At 60.6% G+C, this 13,634-nt stretch carries 10 protein-coding genes; 8 read left to right on the top strand and 2 right to left on the bottom strand.

Annotated features, from left to right (window positions below; all coding sequences use genetic code 11):
• The first annotated feature begins 3 nt into the window (after positions 1 to 3).
• From livM to ACR9ZQ_RS07230, 6 genes are all read left to right on the top strand, one after another.
• Positions 4 to 1,401, top strand: coding sequence for a high-affinity branched-chain amino acid ABC transporter permease LivM (gene livM / locus ACR9ZQ_RS07205; RefSeq protein WP_310385677.1), 1,398 nt, complete (start codon positions 4 to 6; stop codon positions 1,399 to 1,401).
• Positions 1,401 to 2,267: an ABC transporter ATP-binding protein gene (locus ACR9ZQ_RS07210; protein ID WP_113321633.1), complete on the top strand. Its 867-nt coding sequence runs from the start codon at positions 1,401 to 1,403 to the stop codon at positions 2,265 to 2,267. Before livM ends, ACR9ZQ_RS07210 begins: the two co-directional genes overlap by 1 nt.
• Entirely contained in the window at positions 2,267 to 2,998 is a 732-nt protein-coding gene (locus ACR9ZQ_RS07215) for an ABC transporter ATP-binding protein (protein WP_007816029.1), read from the top strand. The genes ACR9ZQ_RS07210 and ACR9ZQ_RS07215 overlap by 1 nt, the downstream gene beginning before the upstream one ends.
• Before the next feature lie 22 nt (positions 2,999 to 3,020).
• Positions 3,021 to 3,374: a DUF6867 family protein gene (locus ACR9ZQ_RS07220; protein WP_113321634.1), complete on the top strand. Its 354-nt coding sequence runs from the start codon at positions 3,021 to 3,023 to the stop codon at positions 3,372 to 3,374.
• Between the two features lie 119 nt (positions 3,375 to 3,493).
• The gene (locus ACR9ZQ_RS07225) at positions 3,494 to 4,615 is read left to right on the top strand and encodes a branched-chain amino acid ABC transporter substrate-binding protein (protein WP_113321635.1); all 1,122 of its coding nucleotides are present in this window, start codon (positions 3,494 to 3,496) and stop codon (positions 4,613 to 4,615) included.
• A gap of 165 nt (positions 4,616 to 4,780) precedes the next feature.
• Positions 4,781 to 5,749 (top strand): 2-hydroxyacid dehydrogenase, encoded by a 969-nt coding sequence (locus ACR9ZQ_RS07230; protein WP_481427415.1) that lies wholly within the window; start codon positions 4,781 to 4,783, stop codon positions 5,747 to 5,749.
• Positions 5,750 to 5,765: 16 nt separating this feature from the next.
• Here the strand turns inward: ACR9ZQ_RS07230 and ACR9ZQ_RS07235 are convergent, their stop codons facing one another.
• Complete coding sequence (locus ACR9ZQ_RS07235; RefSeq protein ID WP_481427416.1) at positions 5,766 to 6,677, bottom strand: response regulator; 912 nt, start codon at positions 6,675 to 6,677, stop codon at positions 5,766 to 5,768.
• Positions 6,670 to 10,056: a hybrid sensor histidine kinase/response regulator gene (locus tag ACR9ZQ_RS07240; protein WP_481427417.1), complete on the bottom strand. Its 3,387-nt coding sequence runs from the start codon at positions 10,054 to 10,056 to the stop codon at positions 6,670 to 6,672. Before ACR9ZQ_RS07240 ends, ACR9ZQ_RS07235 begins: the two co-directional genes overlap by 8 nt.
• 179 nt (positions 10,057 to 10,235) lie before the next feature.
• On the opposite strand from ACR9ZQ_RS07240, the gene ACR9ZQ_RS07245 reads away from it, so the two are divergent.
• Together ACR9ZQ_RS07245 and urtA are read left to right on the top strand one after the other, a co-directional pair.
• Complete coding sequence (locus ACR9ZQ_RS07245) at positions 10,236 to 12,140, top strand: acid phosphatase (protein ID WP_481427418.1); 1,905 nt, start codon at positions 10,236 to 10,238, stop codon at positions 12,138 to 12,140.
• A 184-nt stretch (positions 12,141 to 12,324) separates the two neighbouring features.
• On the top strand, positions 12,325 to 13,617 hold the full coding sequence (gene urtA / locus ACR9ZQ_RS07250; protein ID WP_481427419.1) for an urea ABC transporter substrate-binding protein: 1,293 nt from the start codon (positions 12,325 to 12,327) through the stop codon (positions 13,615 to 13,617).
• Positions 13,618 to 13,634 lie beyond the last annotated feature (17 nt).

The raw sequence follows: 13,634 nt of genomic DNA on the forward strand, positions 1-13,634 counted from the left end.
GTCATGGCAAACATCGACACTTCCGCTGGCAAGTCCGACGCCGGGCTTGTCCAGAAGGGGCTTAGGGAAGCCTTCTTCTCCGGCCTCATCGCACTTGGCCTGTTCGTTCTCTATGTCGGTCTCGGCACGCAGCAGAACATCAACAACGAGTTGATCGTCGTTCAGCGCTGGGGATTGCTGGCCATTTTCGTGCTGGTCGCCGCCGTCGGCCGTTTCATCGTGGTCGTTTTCGTCAGGCCGCATCTTGATCAGCGCAAGCTTTCGAAGGCGCGGCAAGGCGATCTCGAGATTTCGACAGAGAAGGGCTTCTTCCGGACGCATTTCCTGAAGATCGCGCTCGTATTCCTTCTGGTCTATCCGCTTGCCACTGCCTATTTCCTCGGCCCGCAGGGCGCGTTGAAGTGGGTGGACAATTTTGGCATCCAGATCCTGATCTATGTGATGCTCGCCTGGGGTCTGAACATCGTCGTCGGCCTCGCCGGGCTGCTCGACCTCGGTTACGTCGCCTTCTACGCGGTCGGCGCCTATTCCTATGCGCTGCTTTCGGCCCATTTCGGTCTGTCCTTCTGGGTGCTGCTGCCGCTCGCCGGCATTTTTGCAGCTCTCTGGGGCGTCATCCTCGGCTTTCCGGTGCTGCGCCTGCGCGGCGACTATCTTGCGATCGTCACGCTTGCCTTCGGTGAAATCATCCGCCTAGTCATCATCAATTGGACGGAAGTGACCAAGGGTACCTTCGGTATCTCCGGCATCGCCAAGGCTTCGGTTTTCGGCATCTTGAGCTTCGATGTCGGCAAGGCGAACAATTTCGCCAAAGTTTTCGGCCTGCCGTCATCATCGGCCTACTACAAGATCTTCCTGTTCTACGTCATTCTGGCGCTCTGCATGCTGACGGCCTATGTGACGATCCGTCTGCGCCGCATGCCGATCGGCCGTGCGTGGGAAGCATTGCGCGAGGATGAAATTGCCTGCCGCTCGCTCGGCATCAACACGGTGACGACGAAGCTGACGGCTTTCGCCACCGGTGCGATGTTCGGTGGCTTCGCCGGCTCCTTCTTCGCCGCACGCCAGGGCTTCGTCTCGCCGGAATCCTTCGTGTTCCTGGAATCGGCCGTCATCCTCGCCATCGTCGTTCTCGGCGGCATGGGTTCGCTGACAGGTATTGCGATTGCCGCCGTCGTCATGGTTGGCGGTACGGAAGTGCTGCGCGAAATGGACTTCCTCAAGGTCGTCTTTGGGCCGGATTTCACGCCGGAACTCTACCGCATGCTGCTCTTCGGCCTTGCCATGGTCATCGTCATGCTGTTCAAGCCGCGCGGTTTCGTCGGTTCGCGTGAACCGACAGCCTTCCTCAAGGAGCGCAAGGCGGTATCCGGAAGCTTTACCAAGGAGGGCCATGGTTGATGAGCCCCGTCGAGAATACGATGTCGAATGACACTTTGCTCAAGGTCGAGCACCTGTCGATGAAGTTCGGCGGCCTGATGGCCATCAACGACTTATCCTTCGAGGCCAAGCGCGGCGAGATCACCGCGCTGATCGGCCCGAACGGTGCGGGCAAAACGACCGTCTTCAACTGCATCACCGGCTTCTACAAGCCGACGATGGGCATGATTACGCTGACGCAGAAGAGCGGCAAGCAGTACCTGCTCGAGCGTCTGCTGGACTTCCGCATCACCAAGGAAGCCAAGGTTGCCCGTACCTTCCAGAACATCCGCCTGTTCTCGGGCCTCACCGTTCTGGAAAATCTGCTGGTTGCCCAGCACAACAAGCTGATGAAGGCTTCGGGCTTCACGGTGCTCGGCCTGCTCGGCATCGGTCCCTATAAGAAGGAAGCGGCTGCCGCCATCGAGCTTGCGCGCTTTTGGCTGGAGAAGGCCGATCTTATCGACCGCGCCGACGATCCTGCCGGCGACCTGCCTTACGGCGCCCAGCGTCGTCTGGAAATCGCCCGCGCTATGTGCACCGGTCCGGAGCTGCTTTGCCTCGATGAGCCGGCTGCCGGTCTCAATCCGCGTGAATCGGCAGCGCTCAATGCCTTGCTGAAAGGCATTCGCACCGAAACCGGGACCTCTATCCTGCTCATCGAGCACGACATGTCGGTGGTCATGGAAATTTCCGACCACGTCATCGTTCTGGAATACGGCCAGAAGATTTCCGACGGCAACCCTGACCACGTGAAGAACGACCCGAGGGTTATTGCGGCCTATCTCGGTGTCGAAGATGAAGAAGTCGAAGAGGTCATTGCGACCGTAGAAGGGGGCGCAATCTGATGGCGGCCGGAGAACAGCTTCTCAAGGTTCAGGGCGTCGAGACCTATTACGGCAATATCCGCGCACTCGCCGGCATCGATGTCGAGGTGAAAAAGGGTGAAATCGTCAGCCTGATCGGCGCCAATGGCGCCGGCAAGTCGACGCTGATGATGACGATCTGCGGCAGCCCGCAGGCCCGTACCGGCTCGATCATCTTCGACGGCCAGGACATCACCAGGCTACCGACGCACGAGATCGCACGGCTGCGTATCGCGCAGTCGCCCGAGGGACGACGCATCTTCCCACGCATGACCGTTCTGGAAAATCTACAGATGGGCGCGGGTCTCGACAACCTCAAATATTTCAATGAGGACGTCGAGAAGATTTTCACGATGTTCCCGCGCTTGAAAGAGCGCCAGTCGCAGCGCGGCGGTACCCTTTCGGGCGGTGAACAGCAGATGCTTTCGATCGGCCGCGCGCTGATGGCCCGCCCGAAACTCCTGCTGCTCGACGAACCCTCGCTCGGCCTCGCGCCGCTGATCGTCAAGGGCATCTTTGAAGCCATCAAGGTGCTGAACGAGAAGGAAGGGCTGACCGTCTTCCTCGTGGAGCAGAACGCATTCGCCGCACTTAAGCTGTCGCACCGTGCCTATGTGCTCGTGAATGGCAAGGTGACGATGAGCGGCAGCGGCAAGGAACTGCTTGCCAATCCTGAGGTCCGTGCTGCCTATCTCGAAGGCGGGCGGCATTGACCGCAGAAGGGAGAGTTTGATTATGCAGGGACTTTTCTTCGAAAGCGACAACGGCGTAAAGATCGTCATCCGCGGACTCGTTGTGCTCATCGGTTTCTGGACGGCGTGGCGTGCCGGCAGGGCGGTTGCGGACGGCTGGAACAACTATCCGCTGGTCGTCGTCTATACCTTCCTGCTCGCATGGGCGATGCAATTCCTGCATCACGCGCTGTTTAACGGCCCGATGCTCAGCGGCCTCTTCTACATTATCGATTTCGTAACTCTGCTGATCTTCTCGACAGCAGGGTTCCGCTATCGCCGCACCAACCAAATGGTGAACAACTATTACTGGCTGTATGAAAAAACTTCCGCGTTTTCGTGGAAGGAGAAACATTGACAGCCCGTTGAAACTAGGCATGAATTGCCTTCAGAGCGGAACAGCTTTCCTGGCGCAGTCAAAGGTGGGGTATGCGTCAGGCCTTGGAAGAAACCCGCCCAAAAATTGGGAGTAACAATATGAAGAAGTCTCTCTTGTCAGCGGTGGCACTGACGGCGATCGTCGCTTTCGGCGGCATCGCACGAGCTGACATCCTGATCGGCGTGGGTGGTCCGCTGACAGGCCCGAACGCTGCGTTCGGTGCCCAGCTGCAGAAGGGTGCCGAGCAGGCAGCCGCTGACATCAATGCTGCTGGCGGCATCAACGGCGAGCAGATCAAGATCGAACTCGGCGACGACGTTTCCGACCCGAAGCAGGGTATCTCCGTTGCCAACAAGTTCGTTGCTGACGGCGTGAAGTTCGTTATCGGTCACTTCAACTCGGGCGTTTCCATCCCGGCTTCTGAAGTTTACGCCGAAAACGGCATTCTCGAAATTACCCCGGCTGCTACCAACCCTGTTTTCACCGAGCGTGGCCTGTGGAACACCTTCCGCACCTGCGGCCGTGACGACCAGCAGGGCGCTATCGCCGGCAAGTATCTGGCCGACCACTTCAAGGACGCCAAGATCGCCGTCATTCACGACAAGACTCCTTATGGCCAGGGTCTCGCTGACGAAACCAAGAAGGCTCTGAATGCCGCTGGTGTCACCGAAGTCATGTACGAAGGCGTGAACGTCGGCGACAAGGACTTCTCGGCCCTCATCGCAAAGATGAAGGAAGCCGGCGTTTCGATCATCTACTGGGGTGGTCTGCACACCGAAGCCGGTCTCATCATCCGCCAGTCGGCCGACCAGGGCCTGAAAGCAGCGCTCGTTTCGGGTGACGGTATCGTCTCGAACGAACTTGCTTCCATCGCTGGTGACGCCGTTGCCGGTACGCTGAACACCTTCGGCCCGGATCCGACGATCAACCCGGCCAACAAGGACCTCGTTGCGAAGTTCAAGGCTGCCGGCTTCAATCCGGAAGCTTACACCCTCTACTCCTACGCTGCGTTGCAGACGATCGCTGCTGCTGCCAAGGCTGCCGGATCTACCGACGCTGAAGCTGTTGCCGCAGCCATGAAGGAAAAGGGTCCGTTCCCGACCGTTCTCGGCGATATCTCCTTCGACGGAAAGGGCGACCCGAAGCTTCCAGGCTACGTGATGTACGAATGGAAGAAGGGCGAAGACGGCAAGTACAGCTACTTCCCGAAGGCCGACTAATTTCAGCCTCTGGCAGTGATGCCTTTCATGGAAGCCCGGTCATCGACCGGGCTTCTTTCGTTTCGCCTGCGCCGGTCAAGATCGCAGTCTCTACGGGTTCGAAAGCCATTCCATTCCTAGCCTTCATGGCCTAAGTCAGAGGCAAAGGATGGAGGATCCAGATTCATGCCAAAACCCCGCATTCTCGTCACCCGACGCTGGCCTGCCGCGGTAGAGGCCGTGCTCGCGGAGCGCTTCGACCTGACGCTCAACAGAGATGATGTACCGCTTGCTGAAAGCGAACTGCGTCAGGCGCTGGCGAATTATGATGCGGTGTTGCCGACCGTTTCTGACAAGCTGCCGGCTGCGGTCTTTTCCGGGGATGTCCGTACGAAAATCCTCGGCAATTTCGGGGTTGGCTTCAATCACATCGATATCGCCACCGCCAAGGCGAAGGGCATCGTGGTGACGAACACGCCTGGCGTGCTGACCGATTGCACGGCTGATATCGCCATGCTGCTTCTTCTGTCCGTCGCACGTCGCGGCGGGGAGGGCGAGCGGCAGCTGCGTTCCGGCGAATGGAAGGGCTGGTGCCCAACGCATATGGTTGGCACGAAGGTGACGGGCAAGACGGTCGGTATTATCGGCTTTGGACGAATCGGCAAGGCTTTCGCACAACGCTGCCATTTCGGCTTCGGCATGGATGTCGTGTTCTACAATCGCTCACAGATCGATCCCGCCGAAGCGGCACGCTACGGAGCACGTCAGCTTGCTTCGGTGGAGGAGGTGCTTGCCGCTTCCGATTTCGTCTCGCTGCATTGCCCCGGCGGCGCAGAAAACCGGCATTTGATGAATGCTGCGCGGCTTACGGCAATGAAGCCAGGCGCCTTCCTCATCAATACGGCGCGCGGCGACGTGGTCGATGAGATGGCGTTGATTGCTGCGCTTGATAAAGGCGCGATCCGTGGCGCAGGGCTCGATGTCTACGAGGCGGAGCCGCATGTGCCGGACGCGTTGCGGCGGATGGAGAATGTCGTTCTGTTGCCGCATCTTGGCAGCGCGACGGAGGAAACCCGCACAGCGATGGGGATGAAGGTCGTGGAGAATGTAACTGATTTCTTCGAGGGCCGGGAGGCGCCAGACCGGGTGGTTTAAGGCAGCCTGCTATCCCTCACATCTCATGCAGTACGTGCGCTGCCTTCACGGCGGCGGATGCCCTGTTCTCGACGCCGAGCTTCACATAGATCTGTTCCAGGTGCTTGTTCACCGTGCGCGCAGAGAGGCCGAGAATTTCGCCAATATCGCGGTTGGCCTTGCCTTTGGCGATCCACATCAGAACCTCGGATTCGCGCTGTGTCAGCGCAAAGTGCTGACGCAGGACCGCGTCGTCGTTGCGCTGGTTGGCGGCCGTCAAGCGGAAGAGATATTCGTCCGGACCGATGGCGCCGAGGAAGGCGAGTTGCAGGGCAGCCTGCCCGGCATGAGCAATGGAGATGAGTGCATCGCGGGCGGCTGCGGCGCGTTCCTTCATCCAGTTGCCGATCGTGCGGGAGACAACCTCCATGCCGTCGTCGCTGCCCATGGCGGCGTTGACGAGGCGGGTTGCCTGCGGCGTCGACCAGTGGATCGCACCATTGCCCTTCACGGCCAGAAGGTGGCGGCCGGCGGCATCGAGCGCCACGCGCGCGCTCTGTGCCGAGCGTGCGTTGCGCAGGTGAACGCGAATGCGGGCACGCAACTCATCGATATTGATCGGCTTCGACAGGTAGTCGACGCCGCCTGATTCCAGCGCGTGCACGACATGTTCGGTTTCCGTGAGCCCGGTCATGAAGATGACGGGCACCTGGGCGACGGCGGCATTGGCCTTCAAGCGGCGGCAGGTCTCAAAACCGTCCATCGAGGGCATGACCGCATCGAGGAGGACGAGATCGGGCGTGATGCGCTCGACGATATTGAGCGCGGCCGAGCCGGAGGTGGCAATCAGTACGGAAAAGCCCGACTGTTCCAGTGCGTCGGTCAGGAAGCCGAGGGCCTCGGGCGAATCATCGACCAGCAGAACGATGTCGCGGGGAAGCTCAGCCAACGGTTTCACCTTTTTCTTCGAATTTATGCAGGAAATCCATGAAGCCGGTGAGATCGAAGGCGGCGACATAGGAGCGGAGTTCTTCTGTGAATGGCTGATTTGCCTCCACCTTGGCAAGGTCGGTGAGCTTGGCTTCTATGCCTCTGATGTAGCCGATCTCGCCGAGACGCAGCAGTTCCTGTACATGCGCTGTTCCAGGGCTCTTGAGCGGCATGGCAGCAATCACCGGCGCGGGTGTCTGATCGTCGGCATAGAGCCATTTCAGGGCGAGATGCAGGGCCAGCTTGTCGCGCAACTGCTTGATGTCGACCGGCTTGCCGATCGCGTCACTGTGGCTGTCGTCGCTGTCGCTGTGAGCGGCGGCATCGCCGATATTTGCTGATAGCATCAGGATCGGCGCTGTACGTCCCGTCTCGCGCAGCCGGGAGACGAGCTGCCAGCCGTTCATGCCGGGCATGGATATATCGACGAGGAAGAGATCCGGCTCGATGCCTTCGACCAGCGTCAGGCAGTCGGGACCGGTCGCGGCCGTCAGCACGATGAAATCGAGGGGGACCAGGATTTCGCGCATCATCTCGCGATGATCCTCATTGTCGTCGACAACGACGATAGTGCGGCGCGGGCCGTCATAGCTGACGATCTTCTTTTCCTGCGGCGGTGCTGCAACGGCGCGCATGACGGCCGACAGCATGAGACGGACGCGGAAGGTCGAGCCCTTGTCCTTTTCACTCGTGACAGAGATTTCGCCGCCGAGCGTGTTGGTCAGTAGGCGAGTGATGGTGAGGCCAAGGCCGAGACCGGGCATCGGCCGCACGCTCTCCGCTTCGCCGCGCTGAAAGGGCTCGTAAATGCGCGTCAGATCCTTCTCGGCGATGCCGCGGCCTGTGTCGGAGACGGTGAAGGTCGCGACCTGGCTGCGGTAGCCGACATCGAAGGTTACGCTGCCTTCGTCGGTAAACTTGATGGCATTGGAGAGCAGGTTGACGAGAATCTGGCGCAGCCGCTTCTCGTCGGTGCGCACGAATTGCGGCAGGGACGGAGCACGCTCGTGGATGAAGGTGAGCCCCTTTGCCTGCGCCTGCGGTCGGAACATATCGACGATCTGGTCGAGGAAGTCCTGGATATTGATTTCGTTCGAATAGACCTGCAGACGCCCGGCTTCGATCTTCGAGATGTCCAGAAGACCATCGATCAGACCGGAGAGATGTTCGGCGCTGCGGCGGATCACCTTGATCGAGGACTGGCGTGGCGCGGGAATCGTCTCGTCGCGTTCGAGGATCTGCGCATAGCCGAGAACGGCATTCAGTGGCGTGCGCAATTCGTGGCTTAGGCCCACGACATAGCGGCTCTTGGCACGGTTGGCGGCTTCAGCGGTTTCCTTGGCAGTCTGCAGTGCGGCATCGGTTTTCTTGTGGGCAGCGATTTCCTTGAGGAGCAGGGTGTTCTGGCGGGAGGATTCTTCCTCGGCGACGACGCGGCTGTCATGGGCAAGCACATAGAACCAGCAGGCGACGCCGGCGATGACCGAGAAGACGAAGAAGACGATCAGGATGGTGCGGTTCACGACTTCGGCCGTCTCCGGCGAGGCCGAGCTGACCTGATGGGCGATCATCGCAAGAATTGCACCGACGGCCGTCAGCGCCAGCGCCACGGCAATACCGTAGCGGCCGAGGCGGGTGGTCAGCTTCTGGACGATGGCTTCCGGCAGCAGGGTCTTTGCGACGGCGCCGACCTGCGCATTGAAGCGGGCATTCGGCTTGCACATGTCGTGGCAGCGGCTGTCGAGCGAGCAGCAGAGCGAGCAGATCGGCGCGGCATAGGCCGGGCACCAGGCCATGTCTTCCGGCTCGAATGGATGTTCGCAGACGGAGCAGGTGATGGTGGTCAGGTTCTTCCAGGCATGGCGCGGTTTGCGGGCGAGATAAAACTTGCCCTTCGTCGCCCAGGCGAGGGTGGGGGAGGCGATCAGCGCGATCACGAGGGTGATGTAGGGCGCAAGCGAAGCCGCGATCGAGCCGAAGGTGCCGAAATGGGCGATGAGCGCGACGCCGGCCGACAGCGTCATGGCGCCGAGGCCGACCGGGTTGATGTCATAGAGATGGGCGCGCTTGAATTCGATGCCGGGAGGAGCAAGGCCGAGCGGCTTGTTGATGAAGAGATCGGCCGAGATCGTGCAGAGCCAGGCCATGGCGATAATCGAGAAGATACCGAGCGTTTCCTCAAGCAGCCGGTAGATGCCGAGCTCCATCAAGAGCAGCGCGATCGCCACGTTGAAGACCAGCCAGATGACGCGGCCGGGATGGCTGTGGGTCAGGCGCGAAAAGAAGTTCGACCAGGCGAGCGAGCCGGCATAGGCATTCATCACGTTGATCTTCAACTGCGAGACCACGACGAAGGCGGCCATCAGCAGCAGGGCGGCATTGTGCCAGGGGATCATGTAGCCGAAGGCGGTCAGGTACATCTGCGCCGGGTCGGCGGCGCGGTCGAGGGGCACGCCGGAGGAGAAGGTCAGCACGACGAGAAATGAACCGGCAAGCAGCTTGGGTGCACCGATGATGACCCAGCCGGGACCGGCGAGGAAGATGGCGAGGCGATGGCGCCATTTGCGCTGCGGGTCCGGCGGCAGGAAGCGCAGGAAGTCCGCCTGTTCGCCGATCTGCGACATCAGCGCCAGGATGACGGCGGAAGCTGCGCCGAATTCGACGAGATTGAAATCTGCGACCGTGCCGGGGGGGCCGGAGACGTGGCGGATACCGGCAAAGGCGCGCCAGACGTCGAATTGGCCCCAGTCCAGAAAGGCGATGAAGATGAAGGGCAGGATATTCAGGATGATCCAGAAAGGCTGGGTCATCAGCTGGAATTTGCTGATCAGCCGCACGCCGTGGGTGACGAGCGGGATCACCATCACGGCGCTGATGATGTAGCCGATCCAGAGTGGAATGCCGAGCGTCAGCTCCAGCGCACCCGACATGATCGAGGCCTCGATCGCAAACAGCATGAAGGTGAAGCTGGCGTAGATCAGCGAGGTGATGGTCGAGCCGATATAACCGAAGCTTGCACCGCGCGTCAGCAGGTCGATATCGACGCCGTGGCGAATGGCGTATCGGCTGATCGGCAGGCCGATCGCCAGCATGGCGACCGAGGCAACGATGATGGCATAGAAGGCATTGGTGGTGCCGTAGGACAGTGTGATAGCGCCGCCGATCGCCTCCAGCGCCAGGAAGGAGATAGCGCCGATCGCCGTCTGCGAGATGCGCTGGGAGGAGAAACGCCGGGCGCTCTTTGCGGTGAAGCGCAGCGCGTAATCTTCAAGCGTCTGGTTGGCGACCCAGCGATTATATTCGCGTCTCACCGGAATGATGCGTTGGCGCGCTGTCATGCCCTCTTTCCGGCGTTCCGGTCAGCTTATCGTCTCCCGAGCCACTTTTGGCGGGATGGACGGGAAAGGCAAGAGGCGGAACGCCGGCAGATTCACAGAACGGCAATATTTTTGAAACCGGTCTGTCACATAAGGGCTCTAACTCTCGCGCCGTCCGTTCAACCATTTCGGGTATCACCATGTCTGTTCCAAGCCTTTGCCGCCTGAGCACCGCGCTCGTCTGCCTTCTTTCGCTCGTGCCATCGCTTGCCGCCGCCGAGCAGGCCACGGCGGCGAAAGCGCCTTATGTGGAGGCTGGAAACACCAACAAGCGTGGCGACGCCTGCTTCTCGACGGTGGACACCAATGCCGCCGTCCATCTTCTCTCCGGCTTCCTCGAAGTCTGGACGCCGCGCACGCCGTTCGTCGACGCCGGTGTAGAGGCCCCGGCCAAGGACAATTGCCCTGCGGTTGCCAAGACGGATTGGGACGGCATTCCCTCAAGCAAGACAGACGGCCAAGTCGTCAACAAGCTCGTCCATGACGCGAACATTGCCTATGTCGTCAAGGCGACGCGAGCACGGACGGCCGATCAGGCGGTTGCTGCTTATCTCGACGATCGGCGGGGCAAGAATGCCAGCATTGTCGATGGCCTCGGCCCGCTGACGGATGCCTGGAAGGCGGGCTCCAAGCAGACCACTACGATCACCGCAGTCGCGGCCGATGCGACGACGGTGAAATACGACGACAAGGGCAACAATCGCGGCGCCGGCAGCAAGCCGGACACGGAAAACAAGACCGATGCCAATCCGGACATGGGCCTTGCCATCGATTTCATCAATGCCGCGAGCGGTGATGGCTCGACGGAGCCGGCCAAGCGCTATTTCAAATATGCCCGTCCCTATCGTTGGAGCCAGGACGTCTCGGTCGTCCCGACGCTCGAGCCCGCCAAGAACGGCAAGCCGGTCGAGGACGGCGGCTTCCCGAGCGGGCATACGGCGGAAGCCTGGCGCGATGCGCTCGCCATGGCCTATCTCGTGCCGCAGCGTTTTCAGGAAATGATCACGCGCGCCAGCGAATTGGGCGAAGACCGTATCCTTGCCGGCATGCATTCCCCCCTCGACGTGATGGGCGGCCGCATGCTCGGCACCGCCACGGTCGTCTACAATCTAAACAAGGCCGACAACGCCGCGCTGAAGAGCGATGCTTACGCCCAAGCGCAGTCATGGCTTATTGCCAAATCAGGCGTTGCGGATGCGGGCGCGCTCGAAGTCGTGGCCCATGCAGCGCCGCTTGCCGCAGACCGTTTCGCCGATCATGACGCCAACCGCGCTTACGTGCTGCAGCGCCTGAGCTATGGCCTGCCTACCATCCATGGGACCGACCAGCCGGCGCGCGTGCCGCAGGGTGCCGAAGCGCTTCTCGAAACGCGTCTGCCCTATCTCGACGGCGAGCAGCGCCGCGACGTGCTTGGCACGACGGAGATCGCCTCGGGCTATCCGCTGCTCGATGATGCTGAAGGTTATGGCCGCCTCAACCTGTTTGCCGCGGCAGACGGCTATGGCGCCTTCGATCAGGACGTGACCGTGACGATGGATGCCGCAAAGGGCGGCTTCAATGCGATCGATACCTGGCGCAACGATATCGGCGGCAAGGGCAAACTGGCGAAGCGTGGCAGCGGCATTCTCGGCCTTTCCGGCGCCAACAGTTATGCCGGCGGCACGGTGCTGGAAGAAGGCGTGCTGGTGGCAGGCTCGCCCTCGGCCTTCGGCACCGGCGGACTGTCCGTGAACGGCGGCTCCCTCGTTCTGGCGGCCGATAAGCCGCTGACCGTAGGCGGTGATTACCAGCAGCTCGCCAATGCCGCGGCGAAACCGACGCTCGGTGCTGACGGCGCGGGCACGCTGGTCATCGCGGGCAAGGCGGCGCTCTCCGGCGACCTCGACGTCACACTTGCCTCGGGCTACGCCCCGGCGCCCGGAACGCAGATCGAGATCCTGAAGGCGGGAGCCATCACCGGCATCTTCGACAGGTTCACCATCTCCGGCCACAAGGCGACCCTTTCCTATGGCCCGACATCCGTCACCTTGACGATCGGCGGATAATATCGAACTGACAGGGCATCCTCTCCGTGGGATGCCCCGTCTTGTCTTTGCCTGCCCGTTTGCCCCTGTCGCCTACGTCATTTTGCGTATGTGTTTTTGCGCTGCAGCACCCGATAGTCCCCTCGGCAACAGTTAATTTCCGTTTCCGGCCTGTTGCGGAACAAGAAGAGGGGAGTTCAACCAGATGAATCTCAGATCCACTATCACAGGCGTCGCGCTCGGCGCCGTCATGGCGGCAACGGCAGCCTTCCAGGGCGCAATTGCCGCCGACGACACGATCAAGGTCGGCGTGCTGCATTCGCTTTCCGGCACGATGGCGATTTCCGAAACGACGCTGAAAGACGCCATGCTGATGCTCATCGATGAGCAGAACAAGAAGGGCGGTCTCCTCGGCAAGAAGCTCGAAGCCGTCGTCGTCGATCCGGCTTCCGACTGGCCGCTGTTTGCCGAAAAGGCCCGCGAACTGATCGAGAAGGACAAGGTCGCTGCCGTTTTCGGTTGCTGGACCTCGTCTTCGCGCAAATCGGTCCTGCCGGTTTTCGAAGAGCTGAACTCGCTGCTTTTCTACCCGGTCCAGTACGAGGGTGAAGAATCCTCGCGTAACATCTTCTATACGGGTGCCGCTCCGAACCAGCAGGCAATTCCGGCCGTCGATTACCTTATGAACACCGAAGGCGTTAAGCGCTTCGTGCTCGAAGGCACCGACTACGTCTATCCGCGCACGACCAACAAGATCCTGGAAGCCTATCTCGAATCCAAGGGCATTCCGAAGGAAGACATCCTGATCAACTACACGCCGTTCGGCTTCTCCGACTGGCAGACGGAAGTTTCCAAGATCAAGGAATTCGGCTCAGCCGGCAAGAAGACCGCCGTCGTCTCGACCATTAACGGTGACGCCAACGTTCCCTTCTACAAGGAACTCGGCAACCAGGGCGTCAAGGCAACCGATATTCCGGTCGTCGCCTTCTCGGTCGGCGAAGAAGAGCTTGCCGGTCTCGACACCAAGCCGCTCGTCGGCCATCTGGCTGCCTGGAACTACTTCGAATTGGTCGATACGCCGATCAACAAGAAGTTCATCAAGGAATGGCATGCCTATACCAAGAACGACAAGCGCGTGACCAACGACCCGATGGAAGCTGCCTATATCGGCTTCAACGCCTGGGTTAAGGCCGTTCAGGCTGCCGGTACGACCGATACGGATGCGGTTCTCGACCACATTATCGGTGTTTCCGTTCCGAACCTTTCCGGCGGCACCGCGACCGTCATGCCGAACCACCACATCACCAAGCCGGTGCTGATCGGTGAAATCCAGGCAAACGGCCAGTTCGAAATCGTACAGCAGACCCCTGAGGTCGTCGGCGACGAATGGTCCGACTTCCTGCCGGACTCCAAGGATCTGATCTCCGATTGGCGCAAGCCGATGAACTGCGGCAACTTCAACGTTGCCACCGGCAAGTGCGGCGGCAAGGGTTCCTGAGTTAGCCGATCCGACAC

Source organism: Rhizobium sp. KNZ14-9A (assembly GCF_056755015.1).

Excerpts from the sequence above, each read along its gene's own strand:
- ACR9ZQ_RS07215 (WP_007816029.1), top strand. The coding sequence starts at position 2,267 with ATGGCGGCCGGAGAACAGCTTCTCAAGGTTCAGGGCGTCGAGACCTAT.
- ACR9ZQ_RS07220 (WP_113321634.1), top strand. The coding sequence starts at position 3,021 with ATGCAGGGACTTTTCTTCGAAAGCGACAACGGCGTAAAGATCGTCATC.
- livM (WP_310385677.1), top strand. The coding sequence starts at position 4 with ATGGCAAACATCGACACTTCCGCTGGCAAGTCCGACGCCGGGCTTGTC.
- ACR9ZQ_RS07240 (WP_481427417.1), bottom strand. The coding sequence starts at position 10,056 with ATGACAGCGCGCCAACGCATCATTCCGGTGAGACGCGAATATAATCGC.
- ACR9ZQ_RS07225 (WP_113321635.1), top strand. The coding sequence starts at position 3,494 with ATGAAGAAGTCTCTCTTGTCAGCGGTGGCACTGACGGCGATCGTCGCT.
- ACR9ZQ_RS07245 (WP_481427418.1), top strand. The coding sequence starts at position 10,236 with ATGTCTGTTCCAAGCCTTTGCCGCCTGAGCACCGCGCTCGTCTGCCTT.
- ACR9ZQ_RS07230 (WP_481427415.1), top strand. The coding sequence starts at position 4,781 with ATGCCAAAACCCCGCATTCTCGTCACCCGACGCTGGCCTGCCGCGGTA.
- ACR9ZQ_RS07210 (WP_113321633.1), top strand. The coding sequence starts at position 1,401 with ATGAGCCCCGTCGAGAATACGATGTCGAATGACACTTTGCTCAAGGTC.
- urtA (WP_481427419.1), top strand. The coding sequence starts at position 12,325 with ATGAATCTCAGATCCACTATCACAGGCGTCGCGCTCGGCGCCGTCATG.